Here is a 15,738-nt window from a genome sequence, read left to right as displayed (position 1 = left end):
GGACTCTACCAAAAGGCCACCATCGACCCAAGGAAAAATCCCCGATTCATCAGGGTTCTAAGGGTTTCCCCTGCATCACCGGCGCCGGAACAACGGTCGCGGCTCGATCACCGAGCGCCCGTACAACACGCTCATCCCGGCCAGGCCCTTGAGCGCATCCTCGGCGGATTTGTCCTCGCGCACGGCGAAGCTGTCGAAACCGCACTGGCGCATGTGGCTGAGCTGGTCGCGCAGTACATCGCCGATGGCGCGCAACTCGCCTTTCCAGCCGAAACGACTGCGCAGCAGATAGGCCTGGCTGTAGGCGCGGCCGTCGCGAAAGCTCGGGAAGTCGAGGGCGATCAGGGGCAGCGAGGCCAGCCATGGCAGCAGGCTTTCAACGCCGTCGTCCGGGCCCAGCCAGACCGCGTGAGTCGAGGGTGATTCGAGCCAGTGGGCCAGCGGCAGAATCAACATTTCAGTGCTGTCAGCCGTTTCGGGCGAGCGGATCAGCGTCCACGGATCATCGAGCACGATCCGCGCCCCACTCGCCTCCATGCGCAACAGATTGTTCATGCCGGCACCTCCAGCGCTTTCGGGTAGACCCGTTCCTTGAACGGCTCCAGTCCGATGCGCGCCACGGTATCGACGAACAGTTCTTCGGCCTCGCGATAACGGACGAAGGTGCCGATGATCCGCTCGATCACCTGCGGCACTTCGGCGGCGCTGAACGACGGGCCGATGACTTTGCCCAGTGCGCTGTTTTTGCCCTGCGCGCCGCCGAGGGTGATCTGGTACCACTCGCTGCCGTTTTTATCGACGCCGAGAATCCCGATATTGCCAATGTGGTGATGGCCGCAGGCGTTCATGCAGCCGGAGATGTTCAGGCTGATGTCGCCCAGATCATGCAGGTAATCGAGGTTGTCGAACCGCGCCTGAATCGCCTGGGCAATCGGGATCGATTTGGCATTGGCCAGCGCACAGAAATCTCCGCCGGGGCAGGCAATGATGTCGGTCAGCAGACCGACGTTGGCGGCGCCCAGCCCCTGCTCTTTCGCCAGTTGCCACAACGAGAACAGCTCGGACTTGGGCACATCCGGCAGGACGATGTTCTGCTCGTGGGCGATGCGGATTTCGCCGAAGCCGAAACGCTCGGACCAGTCGGCCACGGCCTGCATCTGCGCATCAGTCACGTCCCCCGGCGGTGAAGCCAGGCCCGGTTTGGTCGACAGCACCACGCTGGTGTAGCCCGGCACTTTATGCGGTTGCACGTTGCGCGCGACCCAACGGGCGAACGCCGGGTTCTCCGCCAGGTGCGTGCCGAAATCCAGATCGGTGCCCGCCAATGTGCGAAAGCTCGGCGGCACGAAAGCACTGGCGACCCGCTGGTATTCATCCTCGGTCAGTTGCGCCGGGCCGTCCTTGAGGTGTTGCCATTCCTCCTCGACCTCTTTGGCGAACGCTTCAATACCCAGCGCCTTCACCAGAATCTTGATCCGCGCCTTGTACTTGTTGTCGCGTCGGCCGTGGCGGTTGTAAACCCGCAGCACCGCCTCGACGTAGGACAGCAAGTGCTGCCACGGCAGGCCATCGCGGATTTGCAGACCGAGGATCGGCGTGCGCCCCAGACCGCCGCCGACGATCACTCGCAGCAGCATCTGGCCGTCACGGCCGGGGTAAAGGTAGAGACCGATGTCGTGCATCATGATTGCCGCGCGATCCTGCTTCGCCGAGCAGATGGCGATCTTGAACTTGCGCGGCAGGAACAGGAATTCCGGGTTGATCGTCGACCATTGCCGCAGGATTTCCGCCAGCGGACGCGGGTCGATCAACTCGTCCGCCGCGACCCCGGCGAAGGCTTCGGTGGTGATGTTGCGCACGCAATTGCCCGAGGTCTGGATCGCATGCATGTTGACCTGCGCCAGACGCTCGAGAATGTCCGGCACCTCGTGCAGTTCGATCCAGTTGAACTGTATGTTTTGCCGGGTGGTGAAGTGGCCGTAACCACGGTCGTAGTCCCGGGCGATGCTTGCCAGTGTGCGCATCTGTTCGGCGCTCAGCGTGCCGTAAGGAATGGCCACCCGCAGCATGTACGCGTGCTTTTGCATGTACAGGCCGTTTTGCAGGCGCAGCGGCAGGAACTCTTCTTCGCTCAACTCCCCGGCCATGAAGCGCTCGACCTGATCGCGAAACTGCGCAACGCGCTCGAACACCAGCGCCCGGTCGTAATCATCGTATTGATACATGCAACTGCCACCTCATCAGGAGTTTCCCACAGTTTTGTAAAAGCACTATGACGTTGCAGCGCAGCCGGTTACAGATTCACCTGAACGCATAAAAACCGTATCAGGACGCGGCAGATGGCCGCAGGCAGCGCCTGGATCTGATCCGCATAAATGATCAATTCCTGAGCCTGTTTTGTTTCCGGTGGGGTTTCTACAGTGCAGCTCGTGCCAGACCGGGTGGCCTGGCAAGACTTTGCAACCGTGGATGAACTGACCATGAGCACAGCAACAATCGGACAGGCTTACAACTACAAGGTCGTCCGCCAATTCGTCATCGCGACTGTTTTCTGGGGTGTCGTGGGCATGGCGATGGGGGTATGGATCGCCTCGCAACTGGTATGGCCGGAGATGAATCTGGACCTGCCGTGGACCACCTTTGGCCGCTTGCGACCCTTGCACACGAGCCTGGTGATTTTCGGTTTCGCCGGCAGCGCGCAATTCGCCGCCAGTTATTACGCCGTGCAGCGCACCTGCCAGGTGCGGCTGTACTCGGACAAACTCGCCGCCTTCACCTTCTGGGGTTGGCAATCGGTGATCGTGATCATGCTGGTCACCCTGCCGCTGGGCTACACCACCACCAAGGAATACGCCGAGATCGAATTCTCCGGCGCGGTGTGGATGGCCGTGGTCTGGGTCGCGTACGCCGTGGTGTTCTTCACCACCGTGGTGCAGCGCAAGACCAAACATATCTACGTCGGCAACTGGTTCTTCGGCGCGTTCATTCTGGTGATCGCCATGCTGCACGTGGTCAATCACCTGTCGATTCCGGTGGACTGGTTCAAGTCCTATCCGGTGTATTCCGGCGCCACCGACGCCATGGTGCAGTGGTGGTACGGGCACAACGCGGTGGGCTTCTTCCTGACCACCGGGTTCCTCGGGATGATGTATTACTTCGTGCCCAAGCAAGTGAATCGGCCGGTGTATTCGTATCGCTTGTCGATCGTGCATTTCTGGGCGCTGATCACCCTGTACATCTGGGCCGGCCCGCACCATTTGCATTACACCGCGCTGCCGGACTGGGCGCAGTCGCTGGGCATGGCGATGTCGCTGATCCTGTTGGCGCCGAGCTGGGGCGGCATGATCAACGGGATGATGACCCTCTCCGGCGCGTGGCATAAATTGCGCACCGACCCGATCCTGCGTTTCCTCGTTCTATCGCTGGCGTTCTACGGCATGTCGACGTTCGAAGGGCCGATGATGGCGATCAAGACCGTCAACGCCCTCTCCCACTACACCGACTGGACCATCGGCCACGTCCACGCGGGGGCACTGGGCTGGGTGGCGATGATCACCTTCGGCGCGACCTATCACATGGTGCCCAAGGTGTTTGGCCGCGAGCGCATGCACAGCACGCCGCTGATCAACCTGCACTTCTGGCTGGCGACCATTGGCACGGTGTTGTACATAGCTTCGATGTGGGTCAACGGGATTACTCAGGGCCTGATGTGGCGGGCGATCAACGAGGATGGCACGCTGACTTATTCGTTCGTCGAGGCGTTGCAGGCCAGCCATCCTGGGTTTGTCGTGCGGTTTGCCGGCGGGGTGTTTTTCCTCAGCGGCATGTTGCTGATGGCCTACAACGTGTGGCGCACGGTGCGAGTGGCGGATGTTGCGATTGCCCATCGTGAAGCGCAGATCGCCTGATCAAGGGAGCTGGTCATGTTCGATGTTTTATTGAATGTGTTGGGCGTGGTGTTTCTGTGGCTGGCGGTTGAGTACTGCTTGCGGCACGAGACGGCCGAAAGTCTGGATGAGGCGAGTCTGACGCCGTTTGCGGATGATCCGGAGGTGGCGCGGCGGGTTGAGATGGCCACCGGTAAAACCGTGAAAGCGGTGGCGCCGGAGATAGCCAAACCGGGCTGGATCAACCTCGAAATGTGAGCCACCCCTTACTGATCGTTCCCACCCTCTGCGTGGGAATGCCTCAAGGGACGCTCCGCGTTCCAGCTCCGGAAGGGACGCGGAGCGTCCCGGGCTGCATTCCCACGCAGAGCGTGGGAACGATCAAGTGTGTCAACCTCGGTCGCGGGGGATGAGGCTTTGCAATTGCTGCGCGAGGAAATTCGCGTCGAAGGCAAAGGTATCCGGATCCTTCAACCCATTGGTCTTGCGCCACTGCCACTCCCCGCCCGGCAGTCCCACCAACGAAACACTCCCATACCGCGCCGCCGTCAACCCCATCACCGCCAGCGAAATCTGCCCGCCGCTGCCCATCACATCCGGCACGAACTCCACCGGTTTGCCGGCAATCACGATGCTCAGTTTTTCAGTCTTGAAGGTCGAGGTCTCAACCGGAGTGCTCGGCCCGAACGCCACATAAGCCTCGCGGCTCACCTCCAGCAACCCCGGCGCCTGCACCGGTTCCAGCCATTGCTGAATCTGCCCGAACAACTCGGTAATCCGTGTAGCCCAGGTCGCCGATTGCGTCTCGAACAGTTGCTTCTTGTGCGCTTCGCTGTCGGCATAGTGGCGAAGCATTTCGCCCAGTTGCTGTACGTCGTCCATTGCGGTGTTCCTTTGAGGAAGCAGTGCTGCGGACTCCGAGCATGGCAGATGCCGATGACGGCCGTGCAAGTCATTTGCCTGCACGGTCGCCCCATCGACCATTGACGGACAGAAGGTCAGCGTTTGCGCAGACGCGCCATGCTCAAGGTGTCGACCCATTGCCCATCACGCACGGCGTAATCGCGGAACAGGCCCTCATTTTCGAAGCCGAACTTGCGATAGAGGCCGATGGCCGCCTCGTTGTCGGCGTACACCGAAAGCTCGACCCGGTGCAGGTTCATCCAGTTGTCGGCGATGTCCAGCGCCGTTGCCAACAGCTTCGAACCGACACCCTTGCCCTGCCACGCCACCGCAACGGCCATGCCGACACTGCCCGCATGGCTGCGGCGAATTCGTGAATACTGCTCCAGCCCCAGATTGCCGATCACCACCCCCTGATGCAGCGCCACCAGTTGCACCACCCGCTCGTTGTCCGGCGCCAGGCGTTTGCGCCAGACCTCGGTGGTCTGAAACGGCATCTGCAACACCTGCCGGGTCACGGCCGGGTCGTTATAGAGCGCGGTGATGCCCTCGACGTGGGATTCGTTGTAGCGCTCAAGGTGAATGGCGGGGTTGTGCTCAGGCATGAAAGATCCCTCCTGGATCAGTGCGTGGCCGGTCACTGTAAACCGCTTCTTCACGGATTCGCCACGACTGTTTAAAGCCGTTGACCGAAACGTCCGGCAAGCCACAACGGCTTGCGCCATTGCCTACGCATCCGCCAGAATCCGCCGGCTTGTGCGCCTTGAGGGCGGGCTCTATCGTTTCCGGGTCGCTGATGAATCAGCGATCGGGTTTCGCAGCCCGGATCAATCAAGGCGCCCAGAGCGTCGTTTCCGTTCAGCATTCTTTGCTGGTCGCGTAATGGCGGTTGTGCGCGGGATACCTTCGGGTATGCCGGGTTCCTTGATTCCCGGTCTGCGAACCCGCGTACAGCTGCCACCTCCATTCGTTTCGCAGCGAACCGTGGCAGCTCCATCAATCAGGGAGTACTACCATGATCAAACCAACGCCAAACCCACCCGAATCCGATACCACCTCGCCCTACGAATCCCTCGATTCAAAGACCTTCCACGAAGCCGCCGAACGCGCGCTCGATCACTACTTCAATCCCCTGCTCCCCAGAAAACCGCTGCTCAAACCCAACACCCGCTACCTCATCGCCCCCGGCATCGACAGCGAAGAACTGCTGGCCGACGCCTGCGAAACCCTGACCTCGGCCAAAACCATGGCCACCGACTTCGCCGGGCTGGTGGACGGTTCGCATCGACACGTGCTGCTGGGCATTGCGCAACTGATCATGCTGGGTGAACTGGCGGTAAATCGGGCGCTGGATAATCTGGAGTTGAAGGCCGAGGCGCCGCTGTAACCTGATCGCCTGATCGTTCCCACGCTCTGCGTGGGAATGCAGCCCGGGACGCTCCGCGTCCCTTCCGGAGCTGGAACGCGGAGCGTCCCTTGAGGCATTCCCACGCGGACGGTTCGACGCCTCGACGTGGGAACGATCTATAAACCTGCGTGGTTATTCGAACCACTCCTGTCGCTCATTGAACGTGCGTTGAATCAACTCGACCAACACCTGCACCTCCCCGACACTCTGCGAATCACTGTTCACCGCCAACCACGCCTGCAACCGCATCGCTTCCTCAAACAACCCCGGCAACGCCACCAACCCGCGATCAAACCGGCTCATGTACATCGGCAGCAACCCGATGCACGCGCTGCACCGGATCATCTCCAGCATCAGCTCATAGGACTGCATCTGCACCACCCCGGCCAACCGCTGTTCGACCAGTTCGTTCCACGGCCGAAAGCTGTCGATCTGCCGATCGTGCTGCCATTGCACCAGCATGAAATCGGCGAGGTCATCGGGGCTTTCCGGGCGTGCAGTCACGCGCGAATAGCGTTTGGCGATGTGCGGCTGGTATTCCAGTTGTGCAAGGCGTTGCGGTTCGCTGATGGTGAAGGTCGGGCCAGGATGCGGGGTGTCGCCGTGGGCGAGCCACAGCACGATGTCGGCGCTGACCGCGCGCAGGGCCAGTTCGCTGTCGAGGGCGATGATTTCGAGGCGCACGCTGGCGTTGCGGCGCAGCAGTGCGATGAGGTCGCGGCCAAGGATGTCATGCAGGATCGATTCGGCGACGGCCAGCCTGATCAAGGGCTGCTCAATCACCGGCAGCTTGCGTTCGTGGGCCAAAGCGATCAGTTGCGCCTGCAATTGCAGGCCTTCGCGGGTCAGGCTTAAGGCGCTGCCCTGAAAGCTGAACAGTGCGCATTGCAGTTGCTGTTCGAGTTGCGCCAGTTGCTTGCGCAGCAGGGTCGAGCGCACGTTGAGGCTGCGGGCGGCCTGCATGAAGCAGCCGCAACGGGCGCTGACCAGAAAGTATTGGGCGACGTCGCCGTCGAGGGTCGCGGCCTGCGCCAGCCAGGGTTCGTCCTTGTCCCGGGGCCAGCGGAAATCGGCGCTGCTCTGTCGTGCTGCGGGTTCGGTGAATGACATCGATGACTCCCTGTCGATCTTTGTTTTGGTGTGCCGCGCTTAGGGTTTGGTCTCCAGCACCTTATTGAGCTCGGCCCCGTCGATGCTCAGCGTCGCGGTGTTGAGCATGCCGTCCAGATACGCCTGGGCGATCTGCTCCTGACGCTGTGCCCGCAAGGCCTGGGTCAGTTGATCACGCAATTCGTCGAGGGTCGCGGTGCGGGCCGGTTGTTGTTCGGTGAGTTTGATCACGTGGAAACCGGCGCTGCTTTGAACGGGATCGGAAACCGCGCCAACCTTGAGTCGCGCCACCGCACCGCGCACTTCCGGCACCAGTTGCTGCAAGGGTTGCAGGCCGGTGTCGCCGCCGCGTTCCGCGGTGAGCCGATCCTGGGAAAACTCCTTGGCCAGCGCTGCAAAGTCCGCCGAAGTTGCCTGGGCTTTCTTGCTCAACTCCGCAGCCTGCTTGCGTACAGCCTCAAGATTCTGCGGCTCATTCACCCCGAGGAAAATCTGGCTGACCCGATACAGCGCCGGCGTCTGCCAGTTGGCCTTGCCCGCGTCGTACGCCTGCTGCAACTCGGCGGCGCTCGGGTAATCCGCCGGCACTTGGCTCACCGACTGCAAATAGTCGCGGAACACGATCTGTTCGGTGGCGGCGCGGGTTTGCCGAACCACGTCCGGACGCTGCGCCCAGCCTTGGGCGTCGGCCTGTTCGAGCACGGCTTTCTCGGCCAGGCGCGAACGAATCCAGCGCTCCAGCGCCTCACGATTGCCACGCAGTTGCTCACGAGTCTGCGGCGGGACGGCCGCCAGCAGCGCCTGCAATTCCTCCGGCGACACCTGCTGATTGCCCAATCGCGCCACCGCAGGCCCACTGTTCGCCGCAGTGACCGGCGCCGGTTGCTGGGCGGCGACCGGGTCATTACCCGGCCGCACCACCAGCGCCACGGCGACCACCAACAGCGCCACCGCAGCGGCGCTGATTACCATGGCAGGTTTTGTCACAGCGCGACTTCCTCTTGCTCAACTTTTGGCGCCTGGGCGGCAGCAGCGTTCTGGGTGAAATCACGCAGGTACACGATGAACTCCTGCAACAGGCGATCCCACAATTCCAGGTTGCCGCGCAGGTAATCGCCGCTGACGCCAGCAGCCACCACCACGTCCATTTCCATCACCAGAAACTCGCCCTGCAACGACAACCGGGCAAACCGGCGCGTCGCGTTCCACTGCTCGGCCACACCGGCCGGCAACTCACCCTGCACGCGCAAGGCGCAGCTGAAGGTGAAGTCGACGTAGCTGCCCTGCTCCGCCACCGCCGGGTTGCCGAAACGCACGGCGTAACCGATGCCCTGGCTGGCGCTGAGCAACTGGACGATGCCGTTCTGTTCGGTCTGATTGACGCGGTAACCGGCAGCTTGCAGCACGTCGGTCAGGGATTGCGGGGATACGTGGGAGATCAATTGAGTCATTACTTCTTCCTTGTCCATGAGTCTTTTAATCAGTGCGCAATCGCGGCTTGCGGCGCATCGAATTGAGTCTTGTACAGTTCATCGCCGAAGCCCTGAGCCAGTTCATCGAACTTGACCCGGGCACTGCCGGCGAAGGGCTGGCGGATCTTCATCACCTCGGCCACATCGATGTTTTCGTAGGCGGTGAGAATCTGCTTGGCCACGCCGTACATCTGCTGATTCTTGACCGAACATTGCTGCACTTGTGTGTCACGTTCAGTCAATTGCGCTTGAAGCTTAGACCGTTCTGCCTCTTTGGCACGGGCCATGACCAACAACTCGTCATAGGCTTTTTTGAACTTGCCGGTCTGCTCGTTGCTGGCCGCGACTTGCGCCTGGGCCTGGCTGTGCAGGGCTTGCTGCTGCCCGGCCAGTTGCTCGGCGAGGCCTTTGGCCTTGGCCAGTTCGGCGGTCAATTGCTTGATTTGCGCCTGCGCAGCCTTGGCTTCGTTCTGCGCCGCCAGTTGCGCGGCGCTGGCCTGGGCCTGCTGGCTTTGCAGGGTTTGCAGCTGCTGGGTGGTGCTGCGCAACTGGGTGCGCAGGCGCTCCTCCATGCCTTCGGCGCTCGCCCCGGTGGCGATCAACATCCCGAGCCCAAGCCATAAACAGCGGATTTTCATAACCCTCTCCCGGCGCTTAGAAGCGCGTGTTGATCTCAAGCTGCATGACGTCGATGTCGAACGGCGCGCCATACACCGCCTCCGAACTCAGCCAGCGGCCGGTGGCGTAGACGTTCTTCGCCAGACCGTAATTGCCGCCCAGGAAGTAGCCCTTGGCGTTGGTGCCGCCGAGGTGGAACGACGAATCGTTGAAGCCGTCCGGCAAGGCATCCGGCTGGATGTACTTGTAGCCGGCGAACAGGTTCCAGTCGCCCTGCTTCTTCAGCTCCAGCGCGTTGCCGAGGGTGAACTGGACCATCCACGCATTGGCACCGCTTTCGATGTTGCCGTTGCTGTCGAGGTTATTGACCAGTTGCCCGGCCGAACGCTTGCGCATGTCGCCTTCGTCGTAGCCGAGGTTGTGGATGTAGTTGCCCTGACTGCGCAGCTTGAAGTCTTCCGGCAGGTCGGCGTCCCACACCACGTTGAGGTCCAGCAAGTTGAACTCGGACGCCAGACCAACGAACTGCGGTTGCGGCGTGGTGGTCGGGTTGAGCGGGTTCGGCGTGATGTCACGCAGCAGGAACACGCTGTTGCCCTTCTGCATGAACGCAGCACGGGTGCCGTCGCTGTCACAGCCGGGCGCGCCGGCCCAGGGTTCGCAAGGACTGGAGCGCTGGCCTTCGATGTCGTCGAAGCGGTAGTAGGCCAGCGCGCCTTTCAAGCGGTTGTTGCTGTTGATCGCCCATTTGGCGCCGATCTGCGCGCCGTACAGCCATTTGTTGTCGCTTTCTTCCTTGTCGAAGCCGTTGCTGGTGGTGGTGTCGTTGGTGTAGTCCACCGGGAACGCGCCGACGGTGCCGAATACGCCCCAGTCGCGGCTGAGCTTGTGGTCGAAAATCGCCGCCACGCCGTCGAAGTTCAGGTCGTTGGAGTACAGCATGTCGGTGGACATGAACGGGTTGGCGAAACGGCCACCGGTCAGCGTCAGCTCATCCGACGGCTTCCAGGTCAGGTAACCCTGATCGAGCCAGATGTCTTTTTTCGAGAAACCGCCGCCGAGGTTCTGGGTGGTCGACACCGGGTTGTTGTCCGAGCCGGTGCCGATACGGATGCCGGCGGTCCATTCCGGCGAGATTACTGCTTTCATGCCCAGCCGGGCGCGCAGGCGGAACAGGTTTTCGCGGTCTTCGCGAGTGTTGAGCAACGGTGGCAGCGCGGTGCTGCTGTTGGGGTTCACGTCGTACGGGCCGTTGTTGTTGAGCTTGGCGAAGTCGACGATTTCGTTGCTGTTGCTGCCCGAGTAGTAGCGCGATTCGTCACGCAGACGGATGTCGCCGTCGAAGCTGATGCGCGACGCCCAGTCCGGGAAGGTGTTGGGCGCAGCCCAGTTTTCCTGTTTGGCGGTGGCCATGACTTCGGCCTTGACCTGATCGCGGATCTGGTCGCGCACCGCAGCCGGTACGTATTGCACCCGCACATCGCCCGGTGCGGCGACCGGCCCGGCTGCCACGGCGGTGGATGCGGCAGCCTGCTTGGCCTGGGCCGCTTCGTTCTGGGCCTGGGCGATCAGCGCGTCGGCCTTGTCCTGTTTCAGAATGCCCTGCTCGACCAGCAAGCGGATCAGATTGATCGTGGCGTTCTCCGAGGGCGCAGGCGCTGCCGCGGCCTGACCGACCAGGGTCGCGATGACCATGCCGACCGCCAGGGACAATCGATTCACGTTGGAAATCATCTGCACACAACTCCTTTTCATACAGCTTTATGAATTCGGTTAACCCGGACGTCGCCCTTGCAGGGACATGCGCACAGGCAAGGTGATGGAGGCCGGTGGCCGTTCGCTCAGGTGGGGCGCGTTACGCAAGGCGGCCAGCACCTGACTGTCAATCTCGGGGTTGCCGCTGGACTTGATCAGCTCGACCCGGGTGATCTCGCCGACGCTGCTCAGCCACACATCGGCCTGCAGCGAAAACGCCAGGTTGCGCAGGTCGGGGTTCTCGCGCAGCAGCTTCTGGAAAGTGAACGCCAGGAACTGGCTGTAGGTGCCATTACCCAGTCGCCCGCCGCCGGAACCGGCCATACCGCCGCCCTTGCCCGCGCCGATGTTGAAGGCGTCGCTGCCGCTCTGAGCGTCGCCGTCGATCTGCATTGGGTTGGCCAGATCGTCTGCCGGCGATGGCGGTGCTTCTTCCTCGGGCTTGACCTCTTGCGGCTCGGGCGTTGGCTCGGGTTCGACGATTTTTTCCTCGACCGGGGTTTCCGGCTCCGGCGGTTTTTCCGGCGGCGGAGGTGGCGGTGGCGGCAACGGAATGATTGTCGGCACCTTCGGCGCTTCCCGGCGGATGCCGCTCATGTCGTTGGCCCACTGCCACAGCAGGAACGCCGCGACGGCGCCCAGCAGCACTCCGGCGCCCCACTTCACGTAACGCAGTGGCGACTTCTTCACCGGCAAAGGCTCGATTGGCAGTTGTGCAGTCATCACTCAGCCCTGCGTCGGTTTGCCGGTGACGAGACCGACCTGGGACAGTTCGAGCCGGCGCAGCAGGTCCAGCACTTCGATGACCTTCTGGTATTGCACCGTGGCGTCGCCGCGCACGATCACCGGGAAGTCCGGGTTCTGCGCCTTCTCGATGCGCAGGCGTTCTTCCAGCTCCGGCAAGGTTACCGGGTAGGCGTCGAGGAACACCTGGCCGCCGTCGTTGACCGAAATCGCCTTGGTCTTGGCCTCGGACAGCGACACCGCGGCGCTGGCCTTGGGCAGGTTGATCTGGATCCCGGAGACCTGCGCGGTGGCGGTGAGGATGAACATCACCAGCACCACCATCAGCACGTCCACCAGAGGCGTGATGTTGATGCTGTCCACTGCGGCATCTTCGTCATCGTCGTGGGAGGCATTTACGGACGCCATGTCTTTGCTCCTCAGGCCGGTACGGAGTGGTTGGCGTGATGACCGCGCTGATGCGCAGCTTCACTGGACTGGCCTTCGCCGTGCATCTCCGCCAGCCGGGTAATGAACTCGTCGACGAACACGCGCATGTCGGCGCTGACTTCCTTGTTGCGGGTGATCAGGCGGTTGTAGCCAAACAGCGCCGGGATCGCGACGAACAGGCCCATGGCGGTCGCCAGCAAGGCTGCGGCCATACCCGGCGCGATGGCGTTGATGTTGACGTCGCCGGCCATGGCCGTGCCGAGGAACACCACCATGATCCCCAGCACGGTGCCGAGCAGGCCGATGTACGGGCCACCGGCGATGGCGTTGGACAGGGTCGAGAGTTTCGAACTCAGTTGCTGGTTTTCCCGGGTGCGCACACCGTCCATCGAGCAACGGATGGCTTCGATGGTTGCGGCGGAAACCGACGAGGTATCGGCGCCCTGCTCGCGGCGGGTGCGGATCTCTTTCACCGCCACCAGGTACAGGCGCCACAGCGGCGAGTGCTGCAGACGCTGAGCGAGTTGGGTGTCGTCGGCAAACATTTCCAGGCGAGTGCCGACCTTGGCGAATTGCACGCGGAAGTCTTCGTTGGCAGCAGTGACGCGGCTCAGGGTGCGGTTCTTGCGCAGCATGATGATCCACGACTGGAACATCATCAGCACCAGCACCGCGATGATCACCCAGGCGTCCACAGGCACCGCGTTGAGCAGGAAGCCGAGGCTGCCGAAACCGAAACCGGACTGTTCTTCATCGACGCCGTAGGCGACCAGTTTCGACTCGGCGCCCTGGGAGGTAGCGTCAGCCAAAAGCAGCGGCGCCGGACGGGCGACTTTCGACAGGCGCAGTTCATCAATGGCGCCCACGAATGGCTGGAACGCGCTCGGGGAAAGATCAGCACCAATGGCCATGACCGAGTTGAACGCCGGCATCGCCTGAGCCAATGCCGCACTTTCGCGACCGTTGATGTACAGCGTCACTTTGGCGCCTTCAGCGGTCAGTGCGACGTGCTGCCATTGGCCCGGATTCAGTGGCTGCGTGGCCACGGCGCGCTGGCCGTCGATGTCCACGAACGGCACGCCCTGATTCACACCAACCAGCAGGCTGTTGGCGCCTTCGCGGCGGGCCAGGATCAGTTGTTCGCCATTGGCCTGATCCAGACGCAGCCAGGCACTGAAGGTGAACGCGCTGCCGGCGTTGTGCTGCAACGACGGACTGGCCGGCAGCAGCAATGGCTGGCCGCTGAACTGCAAGGCCCGCCCGACTACGCCGTCAATGGCCGCGCCGGTCGCGCTCTGCGCGGTATTGCCGTAAGCGGTGGTGTCTTTCGCCGGGGTGCCGGTGGCGCCGTCGAAGTGATAGAGCGCGGTGTAATTCGGATCGAACGTCAGTTGGCCGTTGCCGGTGGCCGGGGCTTTCTGATTGCCGTAGTACATCCAGATGTCCTGACGCTGACCACCCTCGACATTCGGCACATCGATCCAGATCAGCGCCATGCCCATCAGCGCGTCGAAGCTTTCGATCTGGTGGTTGAGCACGGTCTTGTCATCGGCGGCGACGAAGCGCAGGTCCGAGCCGTCCTCTTTCACGCCGTCAAACGTAAAGTTGCCGGTGTGCAGGCGCACCAGCAGCGCGGTGCGGCCGAGGGCCTGATTGATCGCGGCACCTTGCGGCGTGGTGTCGACGGCGATCTGTTTGCGGTAATGCCAGTCGTCCTGCCACCAGGCCTGAGCCGTGGCCGGGAGCACGAAGCCCAGGCAGATCAACAACGAAAGGAAAAGGCGCTGCATGAAAAGTGCTCCTGTTAGAAAGTGGCCTGAAGGTTGAAGTGCAGGCGCGATTCCTGTTTCGAGGTGTTCGGCCCTTCGAGTAGCGGGTAGCCCCAGTCGAGGCTGCCGGACAGCCATTTGCTCAGGCTGGCGCGGGTGCCGAGGCCGACGCTGGCCAGGGCGTAATTGGCGTCCTGGTCCGGCAGTTCGTCGCGCAGGTAGAGTTGCGCGCCTTCGGCGAAGGCGTAGAAGCGCCAGTCCTGCATCCAGCCGCCAACGTACTTGGCCAGCGACGGTGTGCGCAGCTCTTCGCTGAGCAGGAAACCGTCATCGGCGGTGCGTTCGGCAGCCAGATAACCGCGTACCGAAGTGGCGCCACCGGCGGAGAATTGTTCGTTGGAAACCAGCGGCCCGGACGCCAGCTGGAACGCGGCTTTGCTTGCGCTCTGCCAGTCGCTGTCGAAGGTCCAGGTGAAGTTGGTATCGCCTTTGAGCACGGCGAAGCTCGGGTTGGCGCGGTAGCGTTTGTAGTCGAAGTCTTCGTCGGAGCTGCCGTAGCCGAAGATGCTGCGGGTGGCGGCGACCAGGCTCAGGCCAAGGCCGAGCTGACTCTTTTCGCTGTAGCGGTAGCCGTTGTAGGCAAAGGTGAACGGCGCGTATTTGAGCGGCACCTTGTCGCTCTCGCCGGACAGGGTCAGGCGCTCGTCGAAGTCCTTGAAGTCGATGCCGGCCGACAGCGAGTTCGACCAGTTACCGCTGGACGGGATCGTGTAGATCGCCGCTACGCCGTAGGAATGGCCCTTGCCGAGCACGTTGCTGCCGCCGATGGTGGCGACGTTGCTGTCGGACTGGTAACCGGAGAACTGCACGCTCCAGCGCTCGGTCAGCGGTGCGGTGTAGGAACCCGACCAGACCTTGGCGTTGTCGGTCTCTTGCGGTGCGGTGAAGAACGTCAGGTTGACGCTGTGCCCCAGCTGCCAAAGGTTGTTGTAGCCGAGGCTGGTGACGGTGCGCAGTTTTTCGGTGTCGGCGCTGTAGTCGTTGTTCAGACCCACGCTGGCGGTCCACGGGTTCTGGTCTTCGACCTGCAAGTCCACGTCCATGGTGCCGGGGCGCTGACCTTCGCGCACCAGCGGCATCACCTGGCGGCCCGGGGTCTTGTTGAGTTGCGCCAGTTCGCCCTGGACCTTGGCGAAGTCCGGCACCTCGCCTTCCTTCAGCGCCGGGACATTGTCGCGGATATCCAGCGGAGAATAGTGTTTGGCGCCGACCACGCGGACCCGGCCGACCTTGGTTTCGCTGACTTGCAGGTAGACGATGCCGTCGGCCACCGCTTGCTCCGGCAGTTCGACGAACACCGATTGATAGCCACGTTCCTGATAGGCCTTCTGCAAGGCATCCCGCGCGCCTTCGATGTCGCTCAAGGCTTTTTGCGGGCCGAGGAACGGGTACACCGCTTCTTCGATCGCCCGCGCATCGAGCACGGTGTTGCCGCGCACGAAGTATTCGTTGACGTCTACCAGACGCTGCGCCGCTGCGTTTTCGGCCTCCTCGGCGAACGCCGGCTGCGCACCGGCCGTCACCAGCAGCCAGCCCCACAGCGCCAGCCGTGACGTGAAAATCTGATCCACACTACCCCCTGA

At 62.4% G+C, this 15,738-nt stretch carries 16 protein-coding genes; 3 read left to right on the top strand and 13 right to left on the bottom strand.

The window, feature by feature from the left end:
- Positions 1-75 precede the first annotated feature (75 nt).
- Positions 76-555 carry a DUF934 domain-containing protein gene (locus tag ACM6JM_RS08385; protein ID WP_064381827.1) on the bottom strand — a complete coding sequence of 160 codons (480 nt, stop codon included), beginning with the start codon at positions 553-555 and terminating at the stop codon, positions 76-78.
- Positions 552-2,225, bottom strand: a complete 1,674-nt coding sequence (locus ACM6JM_RS08380; protein ID WP_414881655.1) for a nitrite/sulfite reductase — start codon at positions 2,223-2,225, stop codon at positions 552-554. The genes ACM6JM_RS08385 and ACM6JM_RS08380 overlap by 4 nt, the downstream gene beginning before the upstream one ends.
- Before the next feature lie 255 nt (positions 2,226-2,480).
- Between ACM6JM_RS08380 and ccoN the strand changes: the two genes are divergently transcribed.
- Positions 2,481-3,908, top strand: coding sequence for a cytochrome-c oxidase, cbb3-type subunit I (ccoN, locus tag ACM6JM_RS08375; protein ID WP_085667259.1), 1,428 nt, complete (start codon positions 2,481-2,483; stop codon positions 3,906-3,908).
- A gap of 15 nt (positions 3,909-3,923) precedes the next feature.
- On the top strand, positions 3,924-4,145 hold the full coding sequence (locus tag ACM6JM_RS08370; protein ID WP_074690898.1) for a hypothetical protein: 222 nt from the start codon (positions 3,924-3,926) through the stop codon (positions 4,143-4,145).
- 132 nt (positions 4,146-4,277) lie between these two features.
- On the opposite strand, the gene ACM6JM_RS08365 is transcribed toward ACM6JM_RS08370, so the two are convergent.
- Together ACM6JM_RS08365 and ACM6JM_RS08360 are read right to left on the bottom strand one after the other, a co-directional pair.
- Positions 4,278-4,769, bottom strand: a complete 492-nt coding sequence (locus tag ACM6JM_RS08365) for a hypothetical protein (protein WP_039772365.1) — start codon at positions 4,767-4,769, stop codon at positions 4,278-4,280.
- A gap of 116 nt (positions 4,770-4,885) precedes the next feature.
- On the bottom strand, positions 4,886-5,395 hold the full coding sequence (locus ACM6JM_RS08360) for a GNAT family N-acetyltransferase (protein ID WP_210710441.1): 510 nt from the start codon (positions 5,393-5,395) through the stop codon (positions 4,886-4,888).
- A gap of 410 nt (positions 5,396-5,805) precedes the next feature.
- On the opposite strand from ACM6JM_RS08360, the gene ACM6JM_RS08355 reads away from it, so the two are divergent.
- On the top strand, positions 5,806-6,177 hold the full coding sequence (locus ACM6JM_RS08355) for a DUF6124 family protein (RefSeq protein WP_103386887.1): 372 nt from the start codon (positions 5,806-5,808) through the stop codon (positions 6,175-6,177).
- Positions 6,178-6,330: 153 nt separating this feature from the next.
- On the opposite strand, the gene ACM6JM_RS08350 is transcribed toward ACM6JM_RS08355, so the two are convergent.
- From ACM6JM_RS08350 to ACM6JM_RS08310, 9 genes are read right to left on the bottom strand one after another with little or no spacing between them, the layout of a single operon-like run.
- Positions 6,331-7,308 (bottom strand): LysR family transcriptional regulator, encoded by a 978-nt coding sequence (locus ACM6JM_RS08350; RefSeq protein WP_414881654.1) that lies wholly within the window; start codon positions 7,306-7,308, stop codon positions 6,331-6,333.
- A 39-nt stretch (positions 7,309-7,347) separates the two neighbouring features.
- Entirely contained in the window at positions 7,348-8,295 is a 948-nt protein-coding gene (locus tag ACM6JM_RS08345) for a peptidylprolyl isomerase (RefSeq protein WP_414881653.1), read from the bottom strand.
- Positions 8,292-8,759, bottom strand: a complete 468-nt coding sequence (locus ACM6JM_RS08340) for a YbjN domain-containing protein (RefSeq protein ID WP_039772356.1) — start codon at positions 8,757-8,759, stop codon at positions 8,292-8,294. Before ACM6JM_RS08340 ends, ACM6JM_RS08345 begins: the two co-directional genes overlap by 4 nt.
- A 29-nt stretch (positions 8,760-8,788) precedes the next feature.
- Positions 8,789-9,418 carry a hypothetical protein gene (locus ACM6JM_RS08335; protein ID WP_011333921.1) on the bottom strand — a complete coding sequence of 210 codons (630 nt, stop codon included), beginning with the start codon at positions 9,416-9,418 and terminating at the stop codon, positions 8,789-8,791.
- Between the two features lie 16 nt (positions 9,419-9,434).
- The gene (locus tag ACM6JM_RS08330) at positions 9,435-11,132 is read right to left on the bottom strand and encodes a putative porin (protein ID WP_007955107.1); all 1,698 of its coding nucleotides are present in this window, start codon (positions 11,130-11,132) and stop codon (positions 9,435-9,437) included.
- A gap of 39 nt (positions 11,133-11,171) precedes the next feature.
- Positions 11,172-11,876, bottom strand: a complete 705-nt coding sequence (locus ACM6JM_RS08325; protein WP_414881652.1) for an energy transducer TonB family protein — start codon at positions 11,874-11,876, stop codon at positions 11,172-11,174.
- A gap of 3 nt (positions 11,877-11,879) precedes the next feature.
- Positions 11,880-12,305 carry an ExbD/TolR family protein gene (locus tag ACM6JM_RS08320; RefSeq protein WP_007955109.1) on the bottom strand — a complete coding sequence of 142 codons (426 nt, stop codon included), beginning with the start codon at positions 12,303-12,305 and terminating at the stop codon, positions 11,880-11,882.
- 11 nt (positions 12,306-12,316) lie between these two features.
- Positions 12,317-14,116, bottom strand: coding sequence for a DUF2341 domain-containing protein (locus ACM6JM_RS08315; protein ID WP_414881651.1), 1,800 nt, complete (start codon positions 14,114-14,116; stop codon positions 12,317-12,319).
- A 14-nt stretch (positions 14,117-14,130) separates the two neighbouring features.
- Entirely contained in the window at positions 14,131-15,726 is a 1,596-nt protein-coding gene (locus ACM6JM_RS08310) for a ShlB/FhaC/HecB family hemolysin secretion/activation protein (RefSeq protein WP_192564820.1), read from the bottom strand.
- Between the last annotated feature and the right edge of the window lie 12 nt (positions 15,727-15,738).

It is taken from the genome of Pseudomonas sp. IT-P2 (assembly GCF_949767575.1).
GTDB classification, from domain to species: domain Bacteria; phylum Pseudomonadota; class Gammaproteobacteria; order Pseudomonadales; family Pseudomonadaceae; genus Aquipseudomonas; species Aquipseudomonas pharyngis.
Note: the sequence above shows the minus strand (reverse complement) of the source record. Positions and strands in the feature narration are given on the sequence as shown.